Origin of the sequence: Wolbachia endosymbiont (group A) of Barypeithes pellucidus, from assembly GCF_964030885.1 — a bacterium.
Taxonomy (GTDB): Bacteria; Pseudomonadota; Alphaproteobacteria; order Rickettsiales; family Anaplasmataceae; genus Wolbachia.
In genome coordinates, this window is sequence record NZ_OZ034985.1 from 127,298 (window position 1) to 149,815 (window position 22,518).

The following is a 22,518-nucleotide window of genomic DNA, read 5'->3' on the forward strand; positions in this document are numbered from 1 at the left end:
TAGAATGGAAGCATTTTTCGATTTTAAATTACTAAAGCTTCAGTCAATCTCCTAGTCCTGTAGCTTTTGATATGGTCAGGATTAAAAGCCTTTTTTGATTTTAAAATACCAAAAACAATATGAAGCAACTTACGCATTGCAGCACCAACAATGGCCATATTATGCTTGCCTTTTTCTTTTAATCTCTTGCAAAAAGTCATAATAATAGGATTGTGATTTTTAGCTACTATAGCAGGAAAATACATGGCCTTACGTAGTGTTCGTGAACCTGATTTACTTAATCTGGGCTTGGCATATACAGATGAACCTGATGTTATATTTCGTGGTATAGTTCCAGCGTATGCTGCCAATTGTCTGGCATTTATAAAAGCCTTTGTGTCAGGAATTTCAGCTAAAATAGCTATTGCTGATTCCTCTCCTATTCCTGGAATAGTCAATAAGAGTTGAAAGTTTTCCAACAACTCTTTGTGCTGTTTTAATAGTTCACGTATGGAGTTTTTTATTGTTTCTATTGATTGTTCTATGTTCACTGCAAGGTTTTCCCAAGCATTTGCAACTTCTTCAGGCAGTCTCTCCTTCTTTTCTAAATGATTATTTACGAATGTTAATCCATCTTTTAACGCAACCGAGCAACGATAAAGATGTTTTAATTTTTTCATTTCAGGAGAAGGTGGTGTCCAACGAGTAGGTTCCTGTCTTTGGCAATAATCAGCAATAATTTCTGCATCGGTCTGATCATTCTTTTGTCTTACAAGCTTACTCCTCGCATAAGATTTAATACAATAAGGATTTACAACACTTACAAAATGTCCAGCATTGTGTAGAAATTCAGCCAAAGCTTCACTATAACAACCGGTAGCTTCCATACAAGCTTTCACTTGCTCTACGTTATGTTTTTGTAGAAAGCTCTGCAGACCTTGAAACCCATTATCATCGTTCTTAAAGCTTCTTTTCCTAGTTTCACGTTTTCCTTTTTTACTTATAAATGAGAGAAAAACATCAAAGCGATCTTTTGATACATCTATTCCCAGAAAGTTGTTGATCATATATAACCCCATACGTTACTATTTAAAATGAAAAGTAAGGCTAACCTTGTGAATACAGAATTAGAACCATTTAGGTTTTTCTACGATACCGTCCAGCCTATACTTTTGAGAAGGGAATTCTTATCTCCTCTACAGATTTTATATCTAAGAAGAAGCACAGAGTTCCTCCCTTCTCCACCTAATGCTTAAGCTTAAAACATTAGATGCTTTTGACAAGATACAAGTAGAAGATATCCTTATTGCCTGCGTTGATGGGCTAAAAAGCTTTCCTGCAGCTATAAACAGTGTCTTTCCTAATGCGGAAGTGCAGATGTGTATAGTGCATCAGATACGCAACTCACTGAAGTATGTGGCCAGTAAAGATGCGAAGAGTTTTTTGAGCGATTTAAAGAAGGTATATCAAGCTTCAAGCAAGGAAATTGCCGAGAATTATCTGTTGGAATTGGATGAAAAATGGGGCACAAAGTACCCTATGGTTATAAAATCTTGGCAGAATAATTGGGAAAACTTGTCTGGTTATTTTAAGTATTCTGGTCCAGTTAGGAGGATAATCTACACCACCAATCCCATAGAGGGGCTACATAGGCAAATTAGGAAATTCACTAAGACCAAAGGCTCATTTACCAGCATAAATGCCTTGTATAAGCAGGTATATTGTGCTATAAAGAAGGCAGAGGAAAAGTGGACGATGCCTGTACATGATTGGGCATTAACTATCTCTCAACTTGATGTTTTCTTTCCTGGCAGATTGAAAATTGAGTCGAACTAAAAATGCGGTTTGACACAGTTTATTTAACACTCCCCTATTGCATCCCTGAGCATTTTGATTCATCATTCTTTTTATAAAAAAACATTCTCAACTTTCTCTCCACTTTTTCTGGGTAAGGTCAATCTGCTCTTTTTTCTATTAGAGTTTTTACTGTATCTATATGACCATTTCTAACAGCCCAATGTAAAGGAGTCCATCCATCTTGATCTTTTGCATTAACCTTTGCCTCTTTTTCTATTAGAGACTGTACATGATCTCAAGAAAGGAATAAACTAAGAGATATAGTATTTCCCAAAGTAAATGATAAAGGTATAATAAGGTATTTGGGTTATAATGGCGTATAGTGTGGATTTAAGAGAAAAGGCAATATCGATGATAGGAAAAGGGAAGAAGAAGGTTGAGGTGGCAGAGCTTCTGGAGATAGGAATAGCAACTTTGTACCGCTGGTTAAAAAAGAAAGCTGCTGGTGAAAGCCTCAAGCCATCTAAAAACGGCAGCTTTATTCGAAAAATAGACCCAAAAATACTCGAAGAATATGTTACAAAGAATCCAGATCATACTCTGGCAGAGATGAAACAAAATCTTGGATTTGGAATAAATTCAATTTGGTATAGACTAAAACAGCTAAAAATTACTTTAAAAAAAAGTCACACTATATCAAGAGCGCAATCAAGAAGATAGGCAGCAGTTTATTGATAAAATCTCAAAAATAGACCATTCCAGCATCTTATATATAGATGAAGCAGGAGTTGATAATAAATTATACCGAGAATATGGACGTGCTCCAAGAGGAAAGAAAATTTATGCAGATATTCCAGGGAGAACTCGAGAGAGAATCAGTATAGTAGCCGGGTGGATTGGAATGAGATTTATTGCACCAATGACTTTCAAAGGTGGGTGTGACAAAGAGGTATTCAATATATGGTTGGAGAAGATGTTATTACCTAAATTGCCACTTGGCACAACCATAGTTATGGATAATGCTACATTTCATAAGACCACTAAAACAAAATCATTAATAGAGTCTTTTGGCTGTCATGTGCTGTATCTTCCAACATATTCACCAGATTTGAATCCCATAGAACACTGTTGGCATACCATCAAAAGCCGCCTCAGACCTCTAATGTATAAATGTACAGACTTACAACTTTTGGTTGGTAATACCATAATGGAAATTTATCATTCATTTTAGAAAATACTATAGTGTATATAAATGAGGATATATGAGGAGTTTATACCCAAGTGACATAAGTCGAGAAAAGTTTGAGATTATTGTAGCAGATCTGGAATCTTGCAGAAAGAAGACAAAACCAAGAACACTTGATTTATATGATGTATTTTGTGGGGTGCTATACGTCTTAAAAAGCGGCTGCCAGTGGAGAATGTTACCAAAAGAGTTTCCAAAATGGCGCAATTGTTACGACTATTTTAAGAAGTGGAGTGAAAAATCAGATGTAAATAAAGAAAGTGTTCTGGAGCTGGTATTAAAAAAAAATAGTTGGCGTGGTCCGACAAAACAATGGTCGGAAAGAAAAAACCAGCTTCTGCATAATTGATGCACAAAGTGTAAAAAATGCAGATACTGCTGAAGAAAAAGGCTATGATGCAGGCAAAAAGATTTCAGGAATAAAACGCCATATTGCAGTAGATACGCAAGCATGCAATTTATATAACGACAGCAGAGATAACTGACCGTAGCAGTGCTGTGAGAATGGTCGAAAATGCAAAAGAAAACCTCTCGAGAGTAAAAAATGTACTGGTTGATGCAGTGGAGAGAATTTTGCAACTCAAATAAAAACGATTATTGGTGCAACCGTTGAAGTGGTAAAAAGAAATGAATTACATTCCTTTGTTGTGTTGCCCAAAAGATGGGTTGTGGAGCGATCTTTTGCTTGGTTAGAAAAATGTAGAAGATTGTGGAAAAATTGTGAGCGGAAACTCAACACTAGCCTGCAAATGGTCGTTCTTGCTTTCACTGCTTTACTCCTTAAAAGATTATGAACAGGCTCTTAGGCAAGTGAATGCTTGGGTGGGAGGAATTGATTAGTGACTAGGACAAAAACTACGCTTATTAAGGGAGTGTTAAATAAACTGTGTCAAACCACATTTTTAGTTCGACTCAATTTTCAATCTGCCAGGAAAGAAAACATCAAGTTGAGAGATAGTTAATGCCCAATCATGTACAGGCATCGTCCACTTTTCCTCTGCCTTCTTTATAGCACAATATACCTGCTTATACAAGGCATTTATGCTGGTAAATGAGCCTTTGGTCTTAGTGAATTTCCTAATTTGCCTATGTAGCCCCTCTATGGGATTGGTGGTGTAGATTATCCTCCTAACTGGACCAGAATACTTAAAATAACCAGACAAGTTTTCCCAATTATTCTGCCAAGATTTTATAACCATAGGGTACTTTGTGCCCCATTTTTCATCCAATTCCAACAGATAATTCTCGGCAATTTCCTTGCTTGAAGCTTGATATACCTTCTTTAAATCGCTCAAAAAACTCTTCGCATCTTTACTGGCCACATACTTCAGTGAGTTGCGTATCTGATGCACTATACACATCTGCACTTCCGCATTAGGAAAGACACTGTTTATAGCTGCAGGAAAGCTTTTTAGCCCATCAACGCAGGCAATAAGGATATCTTCTACTCCTCTTTCTTTGAGGTCATTTAACACTCCCAACCAGAAGTTAGCTCCTTCACTTTCAGCCAAATAAAAACCTAATACTTCTTTTTTGCCATTTTGATCTATGCCTAATATGTTATACATGCATTTACTTACGCAATGCCCGTCCTCTTTGACTTTAAAAAACATGCCATCCATGAAAACTATCGGATATACAGACTGCAGCGGGCGACTACGCCATTCGTTGATTACTGGTAGCAATTTGTCAGTAATACTTGATATCTCTGCCGCCGATATTTTGTGATCATAAATTTCCTCAACATGTGACACTATATCTCTATAGCCCATACCACTGGCAAATGTGCTCAAAATCTTCGTTTCAAGCTCTGGATGTAAGTTTGTTTGCCTTTTTTTGACTATTTGTGGTTCGAAACTTCCTTCTCTATCTCTTGGTGTTAATAGCTCTGCACTTGTACGTAAAGTTTTTGCATTTCTCCCATTTCTTCGATTATTCTCTTCGCTTTCAGCCGACAAGTGGTTTTCTATTTCACCTTCCAGGCTTACCTCCAGCAACTTTTTTATAAACGGTGTTAATGCTCCATCTCTTCCTGTCAACGGTCTTCCTTCTCGTATAGACGACAGGATATTTGTTTCTAATTCTTTATAATCTACCAAACCGGTAGTTCTGTTTACTACTTTCTGACTCATTGTCAAACCTCCATTTTTTTATATCAATTTATTACTTTTTTTCGGTTTGACACAGTTTATTTAACACTCCCCTTATTTAACACCATCAACGTTCTCTGGAGTTTCTATTTTCAAATTACGTATTTCTTCTAGATCGGATTTTACCTTTTCTAATAACGTTTTTTTGTGTTTTTTTCTAAAAGGCTATGATAATCCTTTAAGAGCTTGTCCGGAAACTGGTAAACTCAAGCATATTCCCTCCTTAACATAACCCTACTCATAGCCAGGTATATGAAATTTTCAGTGGATGTTGTAAGTAAATCGTATTCCTTTGATAGCCTTCTATTCCTCAAGCAAAAGTCCTTTCTACAACCCATCTTCTTGACTGTACTTTAAACCCCTGTTCCCTCATTGGTAGTAGTTCAGGTGGTGTGTCTTTGTGTACCCAAAACCTACATGGAGGCCTTTTAACAATTTCAATGTCTATTCCGTACTCTTTTTCTATGTACTCCTTTAAATTTCTTCCTTGATACCCCATATCAGCCCACATTTTCTTAACGTTAGTATATTTTTTTCTCATATTATCCAATGCTACCATCTCTGTCATTTTCACTAGCAGCACCCACATAACAGCCTAATATAAAACCCTGAGATTATGTGCCTTTTTCTACCTTTTACTTTTTTACTCCCATCATAACCTTTGACCCCCCTTTTTCTGTCGTTTTTACAGATTACTATGCAAGCACTTGGCTCCTCGTTTCTTCCCATTTTTGACCTACTATATTTAGTGATATCGTAGTTCATTTCTGAAGTCAAAAATATACTCGTTGATGCTGGCTATACAGGAGAAAATTTTGCAACACAAATAAAAGCAACTATTGGTGCAACTGTTGAGGCAGTAAAACGAAGCGAATTACATACCTTTGCTGTATTGCCAAAAAGATGGGTTGTCGAGCGGTCTTTTGCTTGGTTGGAAAAATGTAGACGGTTATGGAAAAATTGCGAGCGTAAACTCAACACAAGTTTACAAATGGTTGTTCTTTCCTTTATTTCTCTTCTATTGAGGAGATTTTAAACAGGTTCTAAGATACCGTGGCGGTATGACGTTTCGCTTGCAACCTATAGCCTTGTCATTCCAGCGCGTGACGCTGGAATCCAGCCTTGCCGTAATCTCATCAAGAACGCTGTGTTTTAACATAACACTTTTATGCTTACCAACTTAGTGCCCAATCTGGATCCAAGTAGTCAAGGCACTGGGATGACAAAGGAGGGCATTACTCCAGTGTCAGCTACTCAGATGACACCTTTTTTCTACTTAGTTTGGGTTATGCAAGAAGTCTAATGAAGTGAAAATAAATTTATTTACCAAAATAGAGTTGCCTTGGTCTACAGATCTTAGTTTCTTTATCATTTATCATTTCATACCACTGAGTAACCCAACCAGTGGTTCTTGCAAGTGCAAAAATAGGCGTGAACATATTTGAGGGAATATCGATAGCATTCATTATTATACCTGAGTAAAAATCAACATTTGGATATAACTTACGCACAATAAAATATTCATCCTTTAAAGCTATTTCTTCAAGTTTTTTTGCAATTTTGAGCAATTCATTATTTTGTTCTAGTTTACTTAGAACCTCATGGCAAGCGTCTTTCAATATGCGCGCGCGCGGATCATAATTTTTATAAACACGATGTCCAAATCCCATCAATTTAAATGGATCCTTATCATCTTTAGCTTTTTCGATGAATTTATCTATATCTCCACTTTGCTCTATCTCTTTTAGCATATTTATAACTGCCTCATTAGCTCCACCATGTGCTGGTCCCCAAAGTGTAGCAACTCCTGCAGAGAGGCTTGCAAACAGATTAGAACCAGCCGATCCCACCAATCTGACAGCCGCCGTAGAAGCATTCTGTTCATGATCAGCATGGAGAGTAAAGATTTTATCCAGAGCTTTTGCAAAAAGGGCGCTTTTATCATTATCAACAGCATCGCCAAATATCATCTTTAAGAAATTTTCACTGTAACTTAATTCATTGTTAGCATTTATGAATTCCTGATTGTTGATATGCCTATAAATCATTGCAACAATTGCAGGAACTTGTGCTATTGCAGAAATTCCAAAATCTAGATCTTCACCATTGATATTGTTGCCATGCTTTTCATGGTAAGATGCTGACAAACTTGCAAAACATGCAATTAAAATCGACATAGGGTGAGCAGTCTTTGGAAATGCTTTGATTACATTTGTAACTTGCTCTGATACTTTGGATAATTTTTGTATTTTGAGAAGAAATTTTTTGTGTTGCTCTGAACTGGGTAATTCACCATAGAGCAATAAATAAATCACAGCAGTAAAACTATTATTCTCTGCCAAATCAGCTATATCATGTCCCCTATATTTAAGAACTCCTTCATCTCCATCAATGAATGTAATTGTGGAAGAGCATGAAGCTGTAGAAACAAACCCCGGATCATAAGTGAATAATCCTGTCGTCTTATATAAATCCTTGATATTTAACACGTCAGGACCTATTGTTCCACTTAATACAGGTAGCTCGATTTTTAATCCATTACTTAGTTCTAATAGCACTTTTTTATCCATCACTTAAGCTACTTAAATTTTATACAGAATATACAAACTGAAGAGTATATATTAATACAGTTAACTTTACATTAACCGTATTAAGCGGTCATCAATGCTTTTACTTTTGCATTTAAGCGACTTATTTTACGCGCAGCAGTATTCCTATGAATAACACCTTTATTCACACACTTGTGTAAATTAGATTCAGCATTCCGAAATGCCAGAACAACATTTTCTTCGTCGCCAGACTTGATTATATCAACCAATTTTCTAATAGAGGTGCGAGTTTTACTTTTCCGCATCTTATTTATTAAAGTGCGCTTTGCTATTACCTTTATCATTTTTTTAGCACTCTTATGATTTGCCATATATTAATACCTAAAATACTGTACTTTTCTTTTAATTATAAAATTTTTTTATTAATTTGCAATATCAGTTTTTTCTGTGGTTAATCTACCGCTTCTCTCTTCAATAATTTTTTCTAAACTTTGCAAGAATTCATTTTTGTTTAACCCAGGATATATTGGGGGCAATATTTCTATTACTGCCTTTCCGGGATTCTTTCTCAGAGAAAGTATGCTTTTTGGCCAAAACAAACCAGTGTTTAAAGCAACCGGTAACACAGGAACAGATAATACGCTATATAAAGCAGCAATACCTGGTTGATATTTTATATTTTGGTTTATAGTCGTTCTTGTACCTTCAGGAAATATTATTATGCTTCTATTTTCTTTTATACGCATTTTTGCTAGTTTGATTATATGGCGTATAGAACTGATACCATCTGAACGGTTAATAAAAATCATTTTCAGCGCTATGAGGTGCAAACCAATGAATGGAATCCATTTCAATTCACGTTTTAAAATAAAAACCGCTTTTCTAAATAGTAGTATAAAAATAAATGTTTCAAATGGAGATTGGTGTTTGGATGCAATTATAAAAGGTTGCTTAGGAATGTTTTCCATTCCCCTCACTTCATATTTAATGCCACATAATAAACGCAGCATGAACAATACAACTCTCACCGAGCAGACGAGGAAAATGGTTATTACACACTCAGGAAAGAAAATTACAGGGAGAGTAATTAAAGTATAGAATACTTCCCATAATATAAGGAAGAAGTTAAACAATAAACTTGAAATCACAAACTCACATAAATTTATTTAAATTTAACTTTACTACAAATTAAAAGCAATAAGTTTAATTATTGATCATCTGAGTAATAGGATGCGAATCAGCTAATTTGTCCTTTAACTTTTCGTTAGCAATATGAGTATATATTTGTGTTGTAGAAAGGTTAGTATGGCCAAGAACTTTCTGTATCAACACAATATTTGCTCCGCTATCCAGTAGATGGGTAGCAAAAGAATGCCTAATCACGTGTGGAGAGATCTTATTTTCATCAACATTGCATTTTCTTGCTAACTCCTTCATTAATTGACCGACCCTCTGCCTTGTAATTGGTTTATTAGGTTTATCACCTGGGAATAGCCAATCGAATTCCTTTCCGTTAGGGATCAGATTGTCACGAACTGATAAATAATTTCTAAGGCTCTGCAATGCTTGTTCATTAAAAAGAATTTGCCTCTCTCTACCACTTTTTCCTTTTATTATTATATAGCATTCTTTGTTATTACTGTTTATTAAATGTGACACTTCATATAACTTCATATTAATTAGTTCAGAAACACGCATTCCAGAAGAGTAAAGGATATCTAAAATCGCACATAGCCTTTTACTGCTTATCTCTTTATTCGATTCGCTTGCTGATTTTCTCACTGTGTCCATTAACAAAAATATTTCTTCGACACTTAAATACTTAGGCAAAGGACGAGAAACTTTTGGATTCTTTAATTCAGCATCATTAGCCGGCGCTGGATTAAAATCTATTATTCCGTCATTAAATAGACACTTGTAGAAATTTTTCATAGCGGATATTTTTCTTGATATAGAGCTACTTTTATATTTTTTTTGTGTACATAGAGATTTCACATAATCTTTAATATTGGTTTTGTTTACACCAACCAAGGTAGTGCTGCTTTCTAATAAAAATTCTTCAAACTGGTGTAAATCCGAACGATAACTTTCCAGAGTATTTTGTGTAGCGGACCTCTCTGAAGCCAAAGCATCTATGTAATATGTTATGTAAAGATTTTCTTTTTTATTTTGCGACTGTTTATTTTTCATTATCAGCTCCTATATTTATTTCTTTGGCTATAATTTGATTAGAAGTGTTCCCTGTGTTTCTTATGAGAAAATATGAGACAAATAAAGCATTTATCAATAGAGTGAACATCACAAACTTTTGCTTTAACCTTTTTCTTAAATTTAATCTTACTCTTATCATAGTTAAATTATAACGTTAAATCTATAAAAAACACCTTATAAAGTGAGCTCTACTATAAATATAGAATACTTCTTAGCTGTATCTATCTATATTTATTATAACATAACATTTATTATAATTCTAACATGGACAGATAGAGATTTCAATTACGTTAGTGTTATGGGTATTAATAAATTTTTAATATATACAATGAGTACTTTACAAAAGAAGAAATCAAATGGCATCTTTTTTTAATAAAGTGCTAATAAAAGGAACGGTCACATTTGACCCTATAGATTCATTATCTATCTTCTCTATAATTTTATCAATGCTATAGAAAGAACGTTCTATTCTTGCTAAAATATAATTAATCACTTTTAAATCAATTTTCAACTGTTTATCTGAAAATCGTTTTATTAGCATGATTCTTAATAATTCCTCGCTTGCAGGCAAAATTTTTACGCTGATAGTTGACAATATTCGAGAGCTTAAATCTCTTAGTTTGAAGTTAAGCTTTTTTGGTGAAATTGGAGAAGTGATTAGCAGCCTCTTGTCACTTTCTTTCATGTAATTGTAACAATGTAACAACATTGCTTCATCTTTAATGTTTTGTACGTCTTCTAAAATAAAAGCATCGCTATACCTAATCTCGCTTACGAAGTTATTCACATTGATAAAAATTGCATCGTTTATTGATTGCCAAATATGAGCAAGATGAGTTTTACCAGAGCTTTTAGGTCCAAAAAGAATCAGACATTTCCAAGATAAATCATCAATTACTGAATTATATATGTGCTTATTTTCATCTAAGATGATGTAATTTTGCCGACTATAATCAGCTTGATTGTTGTTAAATAAATTTAATTGCACATTAGCCGTTTTTATAAAGCTCACTTTTAAAATATTTATTGATTGCATATTCTACTGATACATTGAACATTGCTATTATTGGAATAAAAAGTAATATACCTGTAAATCCAAAATATGAAGCGCATATAGTAATTCCCAGAATAATTACAGTTGGATGTATATGAACTTTTTTTCCTATTAATAAAGGAACTAATATGTTTGAATCTATTAATTGTCCAACACCAAATAATAGCAAAACAGCAGCACTTTCAAACCATCCACTAAATTGAGTAATAGCGCTCAAAAACCCAATAATGGTGTATAATAATGGCCCTACGTAAGGTATGAACGTTAACATTCCTGATAAAATTCCAATAACAATAGAGTGTTTCAATCCGATTATGCTCAGGCTCACAGAGTAAAAGACCATCATGACAATACATACATTTACCTGCCCCTTTAGATAATTAGATATGATGAAATCCACTTTGGAAAAATAATTTGCAACTTTTTCTCTATAAGAAACAGGAATTAATTTATTAGCTTTTTCTATAATTAAAGGCCAATCACGTAATATATAGAAAAACACTACAGGAGTAATCACCATTAATGATACCGTGTTAAAGCTTGAACTTAACACTTGGATTATAAAGTTACTAGCAATATCAAGAGCATTCATGAAATAAGATACATAGTCGCTGTAATTTTCTGCTAGATTTTTAGATAAGTGATCAAATAAGCTATCCTCGATTTTTATATTAAGAAATTCTAATACAGAGGGGATTACTTTAAGCTTTAATGAAGGCACTTTACTCACTAAGAAATTTAATATTGAAGTAATTTGAACATATATAATAGGTAAAACAAATGTTATAACTAGTATAAAAGCTATTAACAAAACAAGTATTATAAAAATTACAGAACATGAACGCGGTATTCTATACTTTTCAAATTTGACTACTAGCGGATTAAACAAATATGCAATAACAATAGATATTAAACATGGAAAAATCATAGGACGCATCAGGAATAACATCCCTATTATAAAAAGCAGTATAAAACAAATAGTTATATGACGTTTTTGCATGCTTTTAGCATAGTCAATTTACTGAAAAATATACAGTTTATTGTAAATACTATCTATTCATTGTTTTATCAATTTTATTAAGTATTAGATCAGTCAAATTTTCATCCAATTCCCAACTAGGTAAAACTCCGTTATGTGGATCATCTTCACACCTTTTCGAATTAACAGTCTTGATCAATTTTTCACATATCAATTTATCATTTTCTATTGCGTGCGCCAATTGTGCAGGTTGTGGTATTAAGTGATCTCCTTTGTTATTAATAACTATTATTGGCATATTCAATTTTCCCTCATCTTGCAACTTTCGTATATCGTTCACTAAATCAAAATCTAGATCTAAAGCCTTTAGCAATTTTTTAAAAATGGATGAGGGCAACATACTTAAAATTTTTGCTTGAGGCATTGGAAAATGTTTTATTGCCGCATGAAAGGAGCTAAAAGTACTAGTAAAAACAATGCCTCTAAGTTTAATATTTTTATCTGCAAAATGCTTCAAAACCGCTGCTGCAACTGCTCCTCCAAAGGAATGGCCGTAAAGTATAATGTTTTCAGGCTTCACACCCTTGTCCATTAATTCATTGATTTCTTCTATCGAGGGCTTAAGCAAACTTTGATCTCTATTTATAAAGGGAATAATAATAAGCATTACGGATAAAAAAATGCAAGTTAGAGCAGCTAAGCTTGCTAAACCAACTGCTCCAGTTGTTATTGGATTCATAAGTAATATTGTAATGGGCGCTAATATAAACGCTCCGAGGAATAAAAAGCTGACTATAGCATAAATTATATAGTTTTGAAATGTAGTTGGGTATTTATGTGCATGAGCAGTAACCTCCAGCTTATTACTGGTACATAAATTCTCTATTCTCTGTTGAGCTATTTTATAATTGTCTCCTATTCCATGAAAGAATATTATATGCACTTCATTTTTTTTATTGGTATTAGTTACTTTCATTGTTAAATTTCCAGATTATATAGTGTACTATTTTTTTGAATGATTTCAACCTTATCAAAACTTTAGATAACCTGCTATCATACACTTACGCTAAAAGTGATAAATATGTGTGCTAACAAATTTGAGAAATACAAGATAGCAGCATTAATAGTTGCAGCGGGAGTAGGCAGTAGATGCAGTAACACAATTCCTAAGCAGTATACAGAACTTGCAGGTAAATCTGTTTTATTTCATGCAATTAAAAGATTTCTGGCTAACCAATATATAGATTACATAAGAATAGCAATTAATAGAGACCATGAAAATTTCTATGAGAAAGCTATATCACTAATTACAGACACTAAATTACTAAGCCCTGTATACGGAGGAGAAAACAGGCAAAATTCAGTTAAACTAGGGCTTAAAAGCTTACAAAAAGTTAACCCAGATTTTGTAGTTATACACGATGCTTGCAGGCCTTTTGTGTCAAATGCTCTGATAGATAACTTGGCTCAGTTCATGATTAATGATCAATATACAGGAGTAGTTCCAGCAATAGAGGTCGAAGATACTATGTCATTGGTGAATGATGATTTCATTGAATCTACGATTTCAAGAGGAAAACTCAGAGCCATACAAACTCCTCAAATTTTTAATTTCAAAGAATTATTATCGTGCCATCAATCAGACAAAGAATTTACTGATGATTCATCGCTAATGGTAGAGCACAAAAAGCGCGTTGTGATTATTAAAGGTGAGAAAAGCAATTTTAAGTTAACCACAAAAGAGGATATCAGTATGGCAAAGCTTCTTTTTGAAGAGCCAAAATTTCGTGTCGGAGCTGGTTATGATATACATAAGTTCATTAAAGTTCAAAATGGTGCTGAGAGCTTTATAAAAATTTGCGGTGTGAAAATTGAGCACAACATGGCAATAGAAGCACATTCCGATGGTGATGTTGCAATACATGCAATCGTTGATGCAATACTCGGAGCACTGGGATGTGGCGACATAGGAGAACATTTCCCTCCTAGTTCCTCTGAATGGAAAGATTGCAATTCATCTCACTTTCTTGACTTTGCTGCTAAAAAAGCAAAGGAAAAAGGGTACAGCGTGTCTAATTTAGATATTACTATAGTTTGTGAGGAGCCTAAAATATCGCCTTACAAAGTAGAAATGAAGAAATTCATATCAAAAGCATTAGAAATTGATGATGAATTTGTAAATATCAAAGCAACCACTGCAGAAAAATTAGGTTCTATTGGAAGAAATGAAGGAATAGCAGCATATGCTTCTGTGTTATTGCATACAAACTTTTATTGGAAATAGAAACGAAAAAACTTACTTGACACCCTTCGCCAGCCCCCTTATCATGAGACTGAAGGTATTCAGTTATCTTCATCTGTGCAGATTAAACAGCAAGAAAACAACGTAGTTGGCGTCTTATTTTTAATTTTTTGCACTATGTGCACCTTATGTCTTCACAGTATTTCTAGGTTTTTACCTACACAAGCTGAAACGCGCTTATAAGTCGTTTAAGACAGTATAGTACGCCAATTTGCAGGATTAGAGAGTGACAACTAGCTAACACGGGATTTCTTTGCCTTTTTTTCTGCTTAGTAAATTTCTTAAACATTTAAACAAAGGTGAGTTGCATTTAAAAGCAGCTAAATTGCAGTGTTTAAGACTTAAAAAACGCCAATACTGAAAATAGACAATGACCAGGGTTTCTTTTGCCTTTTTTTTTATTTGGTAAATTCCTTAAACATTTATGGCTAAACGACAACCGTCATCCCGCTACTTGTTAGCGGCCGAGATACCGCGGCGGCATGACGGTTCGCGGCGGTATAGTAACTCGTCATTCCGCTACTTGTTAGCGAAATCTGCTGTGGCAACATAAACTCAAATCATTTCAAATTTCAATCCAAAGAGGTATCATCATGTCAAACAACTTCAATTTCAAAGAATTTTTTCACCATTACGAAGCAAACAGTACGTCAGATGATATACAACGGTACTGTATACTGTGGAAATCAGTGATAGCACAGGCAATGACTGATGCAGCAAGTAACTGTAAAAAAACAGAAAGCTTGGTGGAAAAACGTAAAGCAATTTCTTGGTTGTCAGACTTTAGTCAAGATTTTGTGCACACATGTATATTGGCTGATTGTGATCCGGTATACGTAAAAAACAAAATACAGCCAATCTTAAAAAGCCTTACTAGATAAAGCCTTTTTATATACTCAATGAGGTTTACTCCTTTTACCGAAAAAAATATCATGCAATCTCCTATCTATAGTTTTCTCTATATCTTTGACTAATAGCTGCTTTATCATGTTTACTTTCCGCTTTGCATCTTGAGCATGATGCTCATTGTTACCACTGTTATTGCTGTAATTATTCTTATCACTATAACTACTGCTACTTGGTTTACTACTGTTACTGAACTCACTACCCTTTTTTCTTCTTGTGATTATGAACTTGAGTATCTGCACTATCTTTTCCTTTAAAAAGGACTTCCAGCCTGTGCTAAGGAACAACTTATAGAGAAAATGCGGAGTAAGAAACGCCACTAATATTCGAATAGAAATTCCGTAACCGAGATCTTCCCTGTTTTCATAATACCACTTGCAATATTGAAACAAACGGTAAAACGCATTTTTGAAAGAGCCAAATTCTACAGCATACCAAAAACCATTGCTGAGAAACATGAGCATAATGCTGGATATATAAAGATACATTGTGAAGAGAAACAGTTTCACAGTTATATCTTTTAGACTACCTAATATATAATTTAATAATCTTAATCTATAGAAAAGTGATATCATTTTACACCCACTTCAACATGGCTGGGGTGGAAGGATTCGAACCTTCGCGTGGCGGTATCAAAAACCGCTGCCTTACCACTTGGCTACACCCCAATACTACTTACATCAATAACACTATTAGCCCAATTAGTAAAAGATTTATTTGCTTTTTCTATGGACATCACAGCAATAGCTGGCTGATCATAAGAATGCATTGCTTCGATTTTTTCTACAATTTTATCAACTTGATCATTTTTGCTCTTCGTAATTGCTACTACTTCACAACTATTACTAATTTTACCTTCCCATAAATACAGAGAATTCACTTCGGGAAATATATTGACACATACAATTAATTTCTCGTTTAACAATTCTTCAGAAACAGTTTTAGCTTCTTCAAAATTTGAAAAAGTTGTATAAACCAAAACTAAACTATTCATTAGAATCTATATAAACGCATTGCTACTATACTTCACTCAGGTTTATTCATCAAGAGAAAATAGATTAGATTTACTTCGAAATCCTGTCATTTCAGCGCGTGATGCTGGAACCTATAGCCAAAAGTTTACCTACAATTCAATAAGCAACAAATTCGTCATTCCGCTACTATAGTATTTCCCAAAACAAATGATAAAGGTATAATATGGAATTAATGAAATATGAGGTAAGTAATGGCATACAGTGTAGACTTAAGGGAGAAAGCTATCTCTTTGGTGGAAAGAGGGAAGTCAAAATCTGAAGTAGCAGATCTTCTAGAAATAGGAATTGCAACCTTGTACAGATGGCTGAAAAAGAAAGGAAACGGTGAGAGCCTGGAGGCAGGAAAGAATGGAAGTTTTATTCGAAAAATAGATCCAGAAGTACTCAAAGAATATGTCAAAAAACACCCAGCTAGCAGAAATGAAACAAAATCTAGGATTTGGAATAAATTCAATTTGGTATAGGTTAAAACAGCTAAAAATAACCTTAAAAAAAAGTCACAGAACGTAGTCAAGAAGATAGGCAGCGCTTTACCGATAAAATCTCAAAAATAGACCACTCTAGCATTTTATATATAGATGAAGCAGGAGTTGATAATAGATTATACCGAGAATATGGACGAGCTCCAAAAGGAGAAAAAATATATGCTCTGGAAAAAAGCGAGAGAGAGTAAGTATAATAGGCGGATGAGAAGTTCATTGCACCAATAACTTTCACGGGAGAAAGAAGTATTTAATGCGTGAGATATTACTGCCACAGTTAAAGCGTGGTACAACTATAGTTATGGATAATGCTACATTTCATAAGACTCCTAAAACAAAGTCATTAATAGAGTCTTTTGGCTGTCATTTGTTGTACCTTCCAGCATATTCACCAGCTCACTTTTACCCACAAAAATTGTAAGTCAAAAATATGATATAAAGAAAACAAGAGGGAAAGATAACCCTACTCACTATAGGAATAGGGCTATCACGGGCGTGTGCGACCGAAAAAAAATTGGTATTACAACCGCTTTTATCAAGGTACACTAGCCCTATCTCTCGATACGTTTGAATAGTTGTTTGGGACGTATATATGCACCCGTTTACAATCTAAAATTAACTGAAACTATCGAGGTTTATTATGGTTACATCTTATCAAAATTTTATTGGTATTGACATTGGAAAATTTAAAAATGTCGTTGCAATTCACAAACAGAAGAACACTGTCAAATTGGATAATGATCCTGCTGGTTGGCAACAATTATTTCAAGAGTTTTCAGATATTCTGCCTAATTCTTTAGTAACTTTAGAAAACACAGGAAAATATGAGCTTGGTTTATTACATTTTCTTGTTGACAAGAATATTGCAGTACATCGAGCTAATACTCGAAAAGTAAAAAGTTTTATCTTGTCCCACGGAACTTTAGCAAAGTCTGATAAATCAGATGCAATGGCTCTTGCTCAATATGGATGTGAACGCCATAGAACTCTCTCTCTATTTGCACCTGCGTCAAAAGAACAATCAACTCTAGCTGCGCTTTGTCAACGTCGTGACGACATTACGCAAATGAGAACTCAGGAAAAGTGTAGACTGGAAGCTCCTAAAAATGACCATATAAAGGAAAGTTGCCAGAAGACCATTGAATTTTTCAATAGTCAAATAAACGAACTCAATGACACTATACAAAAAATTATCGATGACAGCCATGAGCTACAACAACGTCAAAAAATCCTTAAAACAGTTCCTGGAATAGGCAAAAAGTTATCACAAGATTTTTTGTGTCTAATGCCAGAGCTTGGCTACTTAAGTAGAAAAGAAGTAGCAAGTCTTGCTGGAGTAGCACCTCATCCTAAGGAAAGTGGTAAGGCTGTTGGTTACCGAAGGATTATAGGTGGTAGGAGTAATGTTCGTTCAAAGCTCTTTACAGCAGCTATGTCTGTTACAAGATCCAAATCTGTACTTGGTGGCTTTTATTCTAAGCTTATTGAAAGTGGTAAGAAGAAGATGGTAGCTATAACAGCTCTAATGCGAAAAATTATAGTAATTGCTAATGCAAGACTTAAAGAAGCAATTAATTTGCATACTCTTACAACAGTAGCTGAAATTGGCTAATGAATATTGTGAATAAGTACGTTCACACAGACTTAAAGTACTTATTCACATATTCATTGAGGCAGTAGCTGTTTGATATAAAATTCTATTTCTATAACAAACGGGTTTTTATTGCCCACATGATTGAACAAAGTTAAAAAATTGCACAAATAAAAAATTTTAAAAAAAACATAGTTGATAGGAGAATTTATTGAGCAAAGCGTAAGTGTTGAGCAAGCCAGGGAAGTTTTAATGGAGTTACTTGCAGAGCGAACGAAGAAGACAGAAATACTAAGTGCAATACCACAGAATTCAGGAGAAGAATTGATGATACAGGTAGCGAAAAGTCGTAGGAGTTAAAGTATTTTTATAACCGCCGTATATAGCATTGATAAAAGCGGCGGTAAGCAGTTAAGGAGAGAAATTTATGAGTTGTATAAGCGAACAAAATAATCTGGGTGACTTATTAAAGTATGAGGCATCAAGTCTATATTCAAGAGATCAGATAACAGTAGCAAAAGGGCAGAACCTAAAGCTTGGTACAGTAGTGGCTCTCGATAAAGATAGCATGGTTAAGATAATCAATCCAACTGCCACAGATGGGACACAAACGGCGATAGGAGTGATAGCAAGCGATGTAAACGCAAAGGAAAATAGTAGAGGAGTAATTATTGCTCGCGGTGCAATGCTAGCGGATTATGCAGTTGTATGGCCAGCAAATATCACTGAAGAGCAGAAAGTTGCAGCAATAAAGCAACTTGAAGGACGAGGGATCATCATCCGCAAAGGGGTCTAGTAAATAATAAAAAACATAAAGGGGGAAAAGAAAAAATGCAAAATCCATTTACAAATACAGCATTTAGCATGACGGCACTAACAAATGCGATGAATATATTGCCGATAAATTATGGACGAGTTGAAAATTTAAATTTGTTTCCAAGTAGGTCAGTAAGATTTAGACATATTACCATAGAAGAGCAAAACGGAGTATTGAGTTTATTACCAACGCAAGTTCCAGGAGCACCAGCAACAGTGGGAAAAAGAGGAAAAAGAAAGGTAAGAACATTTACGATTCCGCACATTCCGCATGATGATGTAGTGCTGCCAGAAGAAGTACAAGGAATAAGGGCATTTGGATCAGAAAGTGAACTGAAAGCGCTGGCAGATGTAATAACCGATCATTTACAGCTAATGAGAAACAAACATGCAATAACATTAGAGCATTTGCGAATGGGAGCGCTGAAAGGAATAATTTTAGATGCTGATGGGTCAGAATTGTTAAATCTGTACAACGAATTTGAAATAACACCAAAAGTAGTAAATTTTGCCCTTGGAACAGCAACAACAGATGTAAAACGTAAGTGTTTGGAGGTATTGAGGCATATTGAGGACAACTTAAGTGGTGAATATATGACAGGAATTCATGCCTTGGTAAGCCCTGAGTTTTTTGATGCACTTACTTCTCATGCAAAAGTAAAAGAAGCATATGAAAGATGGCAAGAAGGTGCGGCGCTCCGGAACGATATGAGGTCAGGATTTACGTTCTGCGGAATAACATTTGAGGAATATAGAGGGCAAGCAACTGATCCTGAGGGAAATGTGAGAAGGTTTATAGAAAGAGAAAGTGGAAACTGTTTTCCACTAGGAACAGCAAGTACATTTACGACATATTTTGCACCAGTAGATTTTAATGAGACGGTAAACACACTAGGACAGCCACTGTATGCAAAGCAAGAACCAAGAAGATTTGATAGAGGAACAGATTTACATACACAGTCAAATCCTCTGCCAATGTGCCATAGACCAGGGGTACTAGTAAAAGTCGTTGCAGCATAACAATACTAACTACAAAGCGGTGAGAACTCTACCAGTATGACCCTTCTTAGCATATTTATAAGGACTTAATGCATAAAAATGCAAGAAATATTAAGCGATTATTGAAAGATTGTCTTATCCATTTAGGGGAGATAGCTTTATATGAGTCAAAGGATAAGTCATATATGGTACAGGTATTAAAGCAAGAGACAGATAAATTATACGAGATTGGTGAAGGGCAATTTGTAGGAGAAACTTTAGTGTTGGAAGTAAGTGCGTTTGATGTACTGCAGCCAATGGTAGGAGATATTTTTGTTATAGGTGATTGCAAATACAAAATACACACACCACCACTTAGAGATAAATCTGGAATGGTCTGGCAAATCAAAGCATCTGGGGTATAGAATGTCTATTCATATAGAAGTTAATAGTATAGAAAGTGTAAATGCTAAAAGAAAAAAAATAGAATTAGCAATAGTGAGAGCGTTAAACAGAACAGCACTATGGCTAAAATTGAAGACAGCAAAAGAAATTAGTGAGGAAAAGAAGATAAAATTAAGTTTGATAAGAAAGAGATTAAGAATTTTTAAGGCAAAAACTAGCAGATTAGACGTGTTAATGAGAGCAAATCTCTATGACATTAGAGCATCGACAATTGGCAAAATACAAAAAACAAGAAGAGGATCGAAAGTAGGAAAGCATGAGTTTATAGGAGGATTTGCAGCAGTGATGCCAAAAGGAAATAGCGGTATTTTTAAGCGTGAAGGAAGAACAGCATTGCCAATAAAGGAAGTTAAGTTGCCACTAGAACCTGAGGCTTCAAGGATAATAGAAAATCTTGTTAATTATGAAGTTGAAAAGGTATTTGAAAAATTCTTCCACCGCGAATTAAGTTACATTACACCTATATGAATTGGCAAGATTTACATCAAGCAATTTGCACTAAGTTAAAAGAAGAAATATCAGCAATACAGACGTGCGAAATTTATCCAGCAATAAGGAAAGAATTGATAGCACCAGCGGTATTTGTAGAATTTAGTAGCTTTGAAAAAGGACATGATCCTGGAACAGAGGAATTAGCGCTGAAAGCAAGATTTGAAGCACGAATTGTGATTGATAGCACAATAGAAAATGCCCCTATTATTGTCAGAACATTAGCTGCTGAGGTTGCGAGAGTAGTAAATAAAAATACTTGGAACGTGAAGAATGTTTCGCCAGGAGAATTTATCTCTGCGGAAATTGACGGATTTAGGCCGGAGCTCGATGCATATTTAGTGTGGTTAGTGGAGTGGACTCATGAAGTGCATGCGGGTAAATCAGTATGGTCAACTGGCATAATGCCACATGTTATTGAGATAGGTGAAGTGCATGTTAGACCATAGTTTTGCAATTTCAGAGCTAAATAGAAAATTAGCGAATATCATTCGTATAGGAGTTGTAAAAGAAGTAGATTATGAAAAAGCAAAAGTAAGAGTTAAAATAGGAGAATTTTTAACAGATTGGTTGCCATGGATAACAAGCAAAGCAGGAAAAGATAGAGATTGGTCTCCACCAGATATCGATGAGCAAGTAGTTATACTTTCCCCGCTGGGAGAATTATCTTTAGGAGTAGTACTTCCTGGAATATATCAACAAAAGTACTCTGCTCCAGAAAATAAAAAAGAGGTGAGTAGCTTAACATTTCAAGATGGAACAAAGTTGTCATACGATAAAGAAAAACATCATTTAGAGATTGAAGTAGTAGATAAAATAACACTGAAAGCTGGGGAATCGAGCATAGAAATGACAAAAAGTGGAATAAAACTGAAAGCAGAAAGGATCGACTTAAATTGAACAAAGGAATAGTGAGGTTAGGAGACTACTGTGGAGAAGCTATACCACATTTCTGCATTAGCGGCAGTAATAATGTTTTTGTAAACGGTAAGTCAATATGTAGACAAGGAGACAGTTTTAGTGAAGGAAAAGTAATGATTCAAGGATCAAGAACAGTGTTTGCAAATGGTCTTGGTATAGGAAGAGTAGGAGATATAGTTTCATGTGGGTTTAAAGTAATAAAAGGCAGTGAAGACGTGTTTGCAGGCTAAAAATGAAAGGGATGGATGCTAAAACAGGAAAAACGTTAGAAGGAATAGAGCACTTAAAGCAGTCGATAATTGATATACTGACCACTCCTATTAACAGTAGAATAATGAGGAGAGATTATGGGTCAAGATTATTTGAATTAGTGGATAAACCAATCAGTAGAGATTTTACTTTGGAGATCTATGCAGCAACAGCAGAAGCACTGGGGAAATTTGAGAAGAGATTTAAGTTAGAAAAAGTAAAGATTGCTGAAGCTAAAGAAGGAAAAATGACTCTTGTACTTGAAGGTATGTATCTTTCAGAAGGCAAATTCATAGGTATTAGTGGAGTAGTTGTTTAGA

Annotated in this window: 29 protein-coding genes, 1 tRNA gene and 5 pseudogenes; 20 read left to right on the plus strand and 15 right to left on the minus strand. The window is 34.7% G+C overall.

From position 1 onward, the window contains the following. Positions 1-23: 23 nt before the first annotated feature. A complete protein-coding gene (locus tag ACQH1X_RS00675; protein ID WP_425385829.1) occupies positions 24-1,046 on the minus strand; it encodes an IS110 family transposase in 1,023 nt (340 codons plus the stop codon). Between the two features lie 223 nt (positions 1,047-1,269). On the opposite strand from ACQH1X_RS00675, the pseudogene ACQH1X_RS00680 reads away from it, so the two are divergent. After that, positions 1,270-1,815 (plus strand): annotated as a pseudogene (locus ACQH1X_RS00680) (IS256-like element ISWpi15 family transposase); the annotation flags it as partial. Between the two features lie 118 nt (positions 1,816-1,933). Here the strand turns inward: ACQH1X_RS00680 and ACQH1X_RS00685 are convergent. Next, on the minus strand, positions 1,934-2,053 hold the full coding sequence (locus ACQH1X_RS00685) for an ankyrin repeat domain-containing protein (protein ID WP_425386629.1): 120 nt from the start codon (positions 2,051-2,053) through the stop codon (positions 1,934-1,936). A gap of 95 nt (positions 2,054-2,148) precedes the next feature. On the opposite strand from ACQH1X_RS00685, the gene ACQH1X_RS00690 reads away from it, so the two are divergent. From ACQH1X_RS00690 to ACQH1X_RS00700, 3 genes and pseudogenes are all read left to right on the plus strand, one after another. Further along, positions 2,149-2,496 carry an IS630 transposase-related protein gene (locus ACQH1X_RS00690; protein WP_425385784.1) on the plus strand — a complete coding sequence of 116 codons (348 nt, stop codon included), beginning with the start codon at positions 2,149-2,151 and terminating at the stop codon, positions 2,494-2,496. A gap of 28 nt (positions 2,497-2,524) precedes the next feature. Continuing rightward, complete coding sequence (locus tag ACQH1X_RS00695; RefSeq protein WP_252154099.1) at positions 2,525-3,007, plus strand: IS630 family transposase; 483 nt, start codon at positions 2,525-2,527, stop codon at positions 3,005-3,007. 31 nt (positions 3,008-3,038) lie between these two features. Then, positions 3,039-3,816, plus strand: a pseudogene (locus ACQH1X_RS00700) (IS5 family transposase). A 108-nt stretch (positions 3,817-3,924) separates the two neighbouring features. Here ACQH1X_RS00700 and ACQH1X_RS00705 read toward each other — a convergent pair. Together ACQH1X_RS00705 and ACQH1X_RS00710 are read right to left on the minus strand one after the other, a co-directional pair. Further along, entirely contained in the window at positions 3,925-5,154 is a 1,230-nt protein-coding gene (locus ACQH1X_RS00705) for an IS256-like element ISWpi15 family transposase (protein ID WP_425385875.1), read from the minus strand. Positions 5,155-5,378: 224 nt separating this feature from the next. After that, a pseudogene (locus tag ACQH1X_RS00710) lies at positions 5,379-5,940 on the minus strand (transposase); the annotation flags it as partial. On the opposite strand from ACQH1X_RS00710, the pseudogene ACQH1X_RS00715 reads away from it, so the two are divergent. Further along, a pseudogene (locus ACQH1X_RS00715) lies at positions 5,936-6,208 on the plus strand (transposase); the annotation flags it as partial. The pseudogenes ACQH1X_RS00710 and ACQH1X_RS00715 overlap by 5 nt on opposite strands. Before the next feature lie 283 nt (positions 6,209-6,491). Here ACQH1X_RS00715 and ACQH1X_RS00720 read toward each other — a convergent pair. The 8 genes from ACQH1X_RS00720 to ACQH1X_RS00755 form a co-directional block, all read right to left on the minus strand. Continuing rightward, positions 6,492-7,742 (minus strand): citrate synthase, encoded by a 1,251-nt coding sequence (locus tag ACQH1X_RS00720; RefSeq protein ID WP_065094622.1) that lies wholly within the window; start codon positions 7,740-7,742, stop codon positions 6,492-6,494. Between the two features lie 80 nt (positions 7,743-7,822). Then, positions 7,823-8,092 (minus strand): 30S ribosomal protein S20, encoded by a 270-nt coding sequence (rpsT, locus tag ACQH1X_RS00725; RefSeq protein WP_425386269.1) that lies wholly within the window; start codon positions 8,090-8,092, stop codon positions 7,823-7,825. Positions 8,093-8,143: 51 nt separating this feature from the next. Continuing rightward, the gene (locus ACQH1X_RS00730) at positions 8,144-8,869 is read right to left on the minus strand and encodes a lysophospholipid acyltransferase family protein (RefSeq protein WP_425386270.1); all 726 of its coding nucleotides are present in this window, start codon (positions 8,867-8,869) and stop codon (positions 8,144-8,146) included. A gap of 55 nt (positions 8,870-8,924) precedes the next feature. Beyond that, on the minus strand, positions 8,925-9,911 hold the full coding sequence (locus ACQH1X_RS00735; protein ID WP_425386271.1) for a tyrosine-type recombinase/integrase: 987 nt from the start codon (positions 9,909-9,911) through the stop codon (positions 8,925-8,927). Continuing rightward, positions 9,901-10,071, minus strand: a complete 171-nt coding sequence (locus ACQH1X_RS00740) for a hypothetical protein (RefSeq protein WP_006279319.1) — start codon at positions 10,069-10,071, stop codon at positions 9,901-9,903. The genes ACQH1X_RS00735 and ACQH1X_RS00740 overlap by 11 nt, the downstream gene beginning before the upstream one ends. A 213-nt stretch (positions 10,072-10,284) precedes the next feature. Continuing rightward, positions 10,285-10,920, minus strand: a complete 636-nt coding sequence (locus tag ACQH1X_RS00745) for a DnaA ATPase domain-containing protein (RefSeq protein ID WP_425386272.1) — start codon at positions 10,918-10,920, stop codon at positions 10,285-10,287. A gap of 1 nt (position 10,921) precedes the next feature. Beyond that, a complete protein-coding gene (locus tag ACQH1X_RS00750; protein ID WP_341818628.1) occupies positions 10,922-11,986 on the minus strand; it encodes an AI-2E family transporter in 1,065 nt (354 codons plus the stop codon). 49 nt (positions 11,987-12,035) lie between these two features. After that, entirely contained in the window at positions 12,036-12,941 is a 906-nt protein-coding gene (locus ACQH1X_RS00755; protein WP_425386273.1) for an alpha/beta hydrolase family protein, read from the minus strand. A 105-nt stretch (positions 12,942-13,046) separates the two neighbouring features. Here ACQH1X_RS00755 and ispD point away from each other — a divergent pair, with 105 nt between their 5' ends. Both ispD and ACQH1X_RS00765 read left to right on the plus strand, forming a co-directional pair. Next, positions 13,047-14,249, plus strand: coding sequence for a 2-C-methyl-D-erythritol 4-phosphate cytidylyltransferase (gene ispD / locus ACQH1X_RS00760; protein ID WP_425386274.1), 1,203 nt, complete (start codon positions 13,047-13,049; stop codon positions 14,247-14,249). 611 nt (positions 14,250-14,860) lie between these two features. Further along, positions 14,861-15,148 (plus strand): hypothetical protein, encoded by a 288-nt coding sequence (locus ACQH1X_RS00765; RefSeq protein WP_265025998.1) that lies wholly within the window; start codon positions 14,861-14,863, stop codon positions 15,146-15,148. 15 nt (positions 15,149-15,163) lie between these two features. Here the strand turns inward: ACQH1X_RS00765 and ACQH1X_RS00770 are convergent, their stop codons facing one another. The 3 genes from ACQH1X_RS00770 to cutA all read right to left on the minus strand — a co-directional run bounded on the left by ACQH1X_RS00770 (position 15,164) and on the right by cutA (position 16,167). Beyond that, positions 15,164-15,493 (minus strand): hypothetical protein, encoded by a 330-nt coding sequence (locus ACQH1X_RS00770; protein ID WP_425386275.1) that lies wholly within the window; start codon positions 15,491-15,493, stop codon positions 15,164-15,166. 273 nt (positions 15,494-15,766) lie between these two features. Further along, a tRNA-Gln gene (locus tag ACQH1X_RS00775) sits at positions 15,767-15,841 on the minus strand. Beyond that, positions 15,832-16,167 (minus strand): divalent-cation tolerance protein CutA, encoded by a 336-nt coding sequence (cutA, locus tag ACQH1X_RS00780; protein WP_425386276.1) that lies wholly within the window; start codon positions 16,165-16,167, stop codon positions 15,832-15,834. Before cutA ends, ACQH1X_RS00775 begins: the two co-directional genes overlap by 10 nt. A gap of 231 nt (positions 16,168-16,398) precedes the next feature. Here cutA and ACQH1X_RS00785 point away from each other — a divergent pair, with 231 nt between their 5' ends. The 13 genes and pseudogenes from ACQH1X_RS00785 (at position 16,399) to ACQH1X_RS00845 (ending at position 22,517) form a co-directional block, all read left to right on the plus strand. After that, entirely contained in the window at positions 16,399-16,671 is a 273-nt protein-coding gene (locus ACQH1X_RS00785; RefSeq protein WP_265025750.1) for a transposase, read from the plus strand. A 114-nt stretch (positions 16,672-16,785) separates the two neighbouring features. After that, positions 16,786-16,917 (plus strand): hypothetical protein, encoded by a 132-nt coding sequence (locus tag ACQH1X_RS00790; RefSeq protein ID WP_425386277.1) that lies wholly within the window; start codon positions 16,786-16,788, stop codon positions 16,915-16,917. Positions 16,918-16,942: 25 nt separating this feature from the next. Continuing rightward, positions 16,943-17,110: a transposase gene (locus ACQH1X_RS00795; protein ID WP_425386278.1), complete on the plus strand. Its 168-nt coding sequence runs from the start codon at positions 16,943-16,945 to the stop codon at positions 17,108-17,110. Between the two features lie 219 nt (positions 17,111-17,329). Further along, positions 17,330-18,301, plus strand: coding sequence for an IS110 family transposase (locus ACQH1X_RS00800; RefSeq protein WP_425385755.1), 972 nt, complete (start codon positions 17,330-17,332; stop codon positions 18,299-18,301). A gap of 177 nt (positions 18,302-18,478) precedes the next feature. Next, a pseudogene (locus ACQH1X_RS00805) lies at positions 18,479-18,640 on the plus strand (S49 family peptidase); the annotation flags it as partial. A 67-nt stretch (positions 18,641-18,707) separates the two neighbouring features. After that, positions 18,708-19,076 carry a head decoration protein gene (locus ACQH1X_RS00810; RefSeq protein ID WP_425386279.1) on the plus strand — a complete coding sequence of 123 codons (369 nt, stop codon included), beginning with the start codon at positions 18,708-18,710 and terminating at the stop codon, positions 19,074-19,076. Positions 19,077-19,111: 35 nt separating this feature from the next. Further along, complete coding sequence (locus ACQH1X_RS00815; protein ID WP_425386280.1) at positions 19,112-20,116, plus strand: major capsid protein; 1,005 nt, start codon at positions 19,112-19,114, stop codon at positions 20,114-20,116. Positions 20,117-20,184: 68 nt separating this feature from the next. Continuing rightward, the gene (locus ACQH1X_RS00820) at positions 20,185-20,499 is read left to right on the plus strand and encodes a head-tail joining protein (RefSeq protein ID WP_425386281.1); all 315 of its coding nucleotides are present in this window, start codon (positions 20,185-20,187) and stop codon (positions 20,497-20,499) included. 1 nt (position 20,500) lies between these two features. After that, a complete protein-coding gene (locus ACQH1X_RS00825) occupies positions 20,501-21,007 on the plus strand; it encodes a phage tail protein (protein ID WP_425386282.1) in 507 nt (168 codons plus the stop codon). Then, on the plus strand, positions 21,004-21,477 hold the full coding sequence (locus ACQH1X_RS00830; protein ID WP_425386283.1) for a hypothetical protein: 474 nt from the start codon (positions 21,004-21,006) through the stop codon (positions 21,475-21,477). Before ACQH1X_RS00825 ends, ACQH1X_RS00830 begins: the two co-directional genes overlap by 4 nt. Further along, on the plus strand, positions 21,464-21,928 hold the full coding sequence (locus ACQH1X_RS00835) for a phage baseplate assembly protein V (protein WP_425386284.1): 465 nt from the start codon (positions 21,464-21,466) through the stop codon (positions 21,926-21,928). The genes ACQH1X_RS00830 and ACQH1X_RS00835 overlap by 14 nt, the downstream gene beginning before the upstream one ends. Then, positions 21,925-22,179: a PAAR domain-containing protein gene (locus ACQH1X_RS00840; protein ID WP_425386285.1), complete on the plus strand. Its 255-nt coding sequence runs from the start codon at positions 21,925-21,927 to the stop codon at positions 22,177-22,179. The genes ACQH1X_RS00835 and ACQH1X_RS00840 overlap by 4 nt, the downstream gene beginning before the upstream one ends. A gap of 2 nt (positions 22,180-22,181) precedes the next feature. Beyond that, complete coding sequence (locus tag ACQH1X_RS00845; RefSeq protein WP_425386286.1) at positions 22,182-22,517, plus strand: GPW/gp25 family protein; 336 nt, start codon at positions 22,182-22,184, stop codon at positions 22,515-22,517. Position 22,518 lies beyond the last annotated feature (1 nt).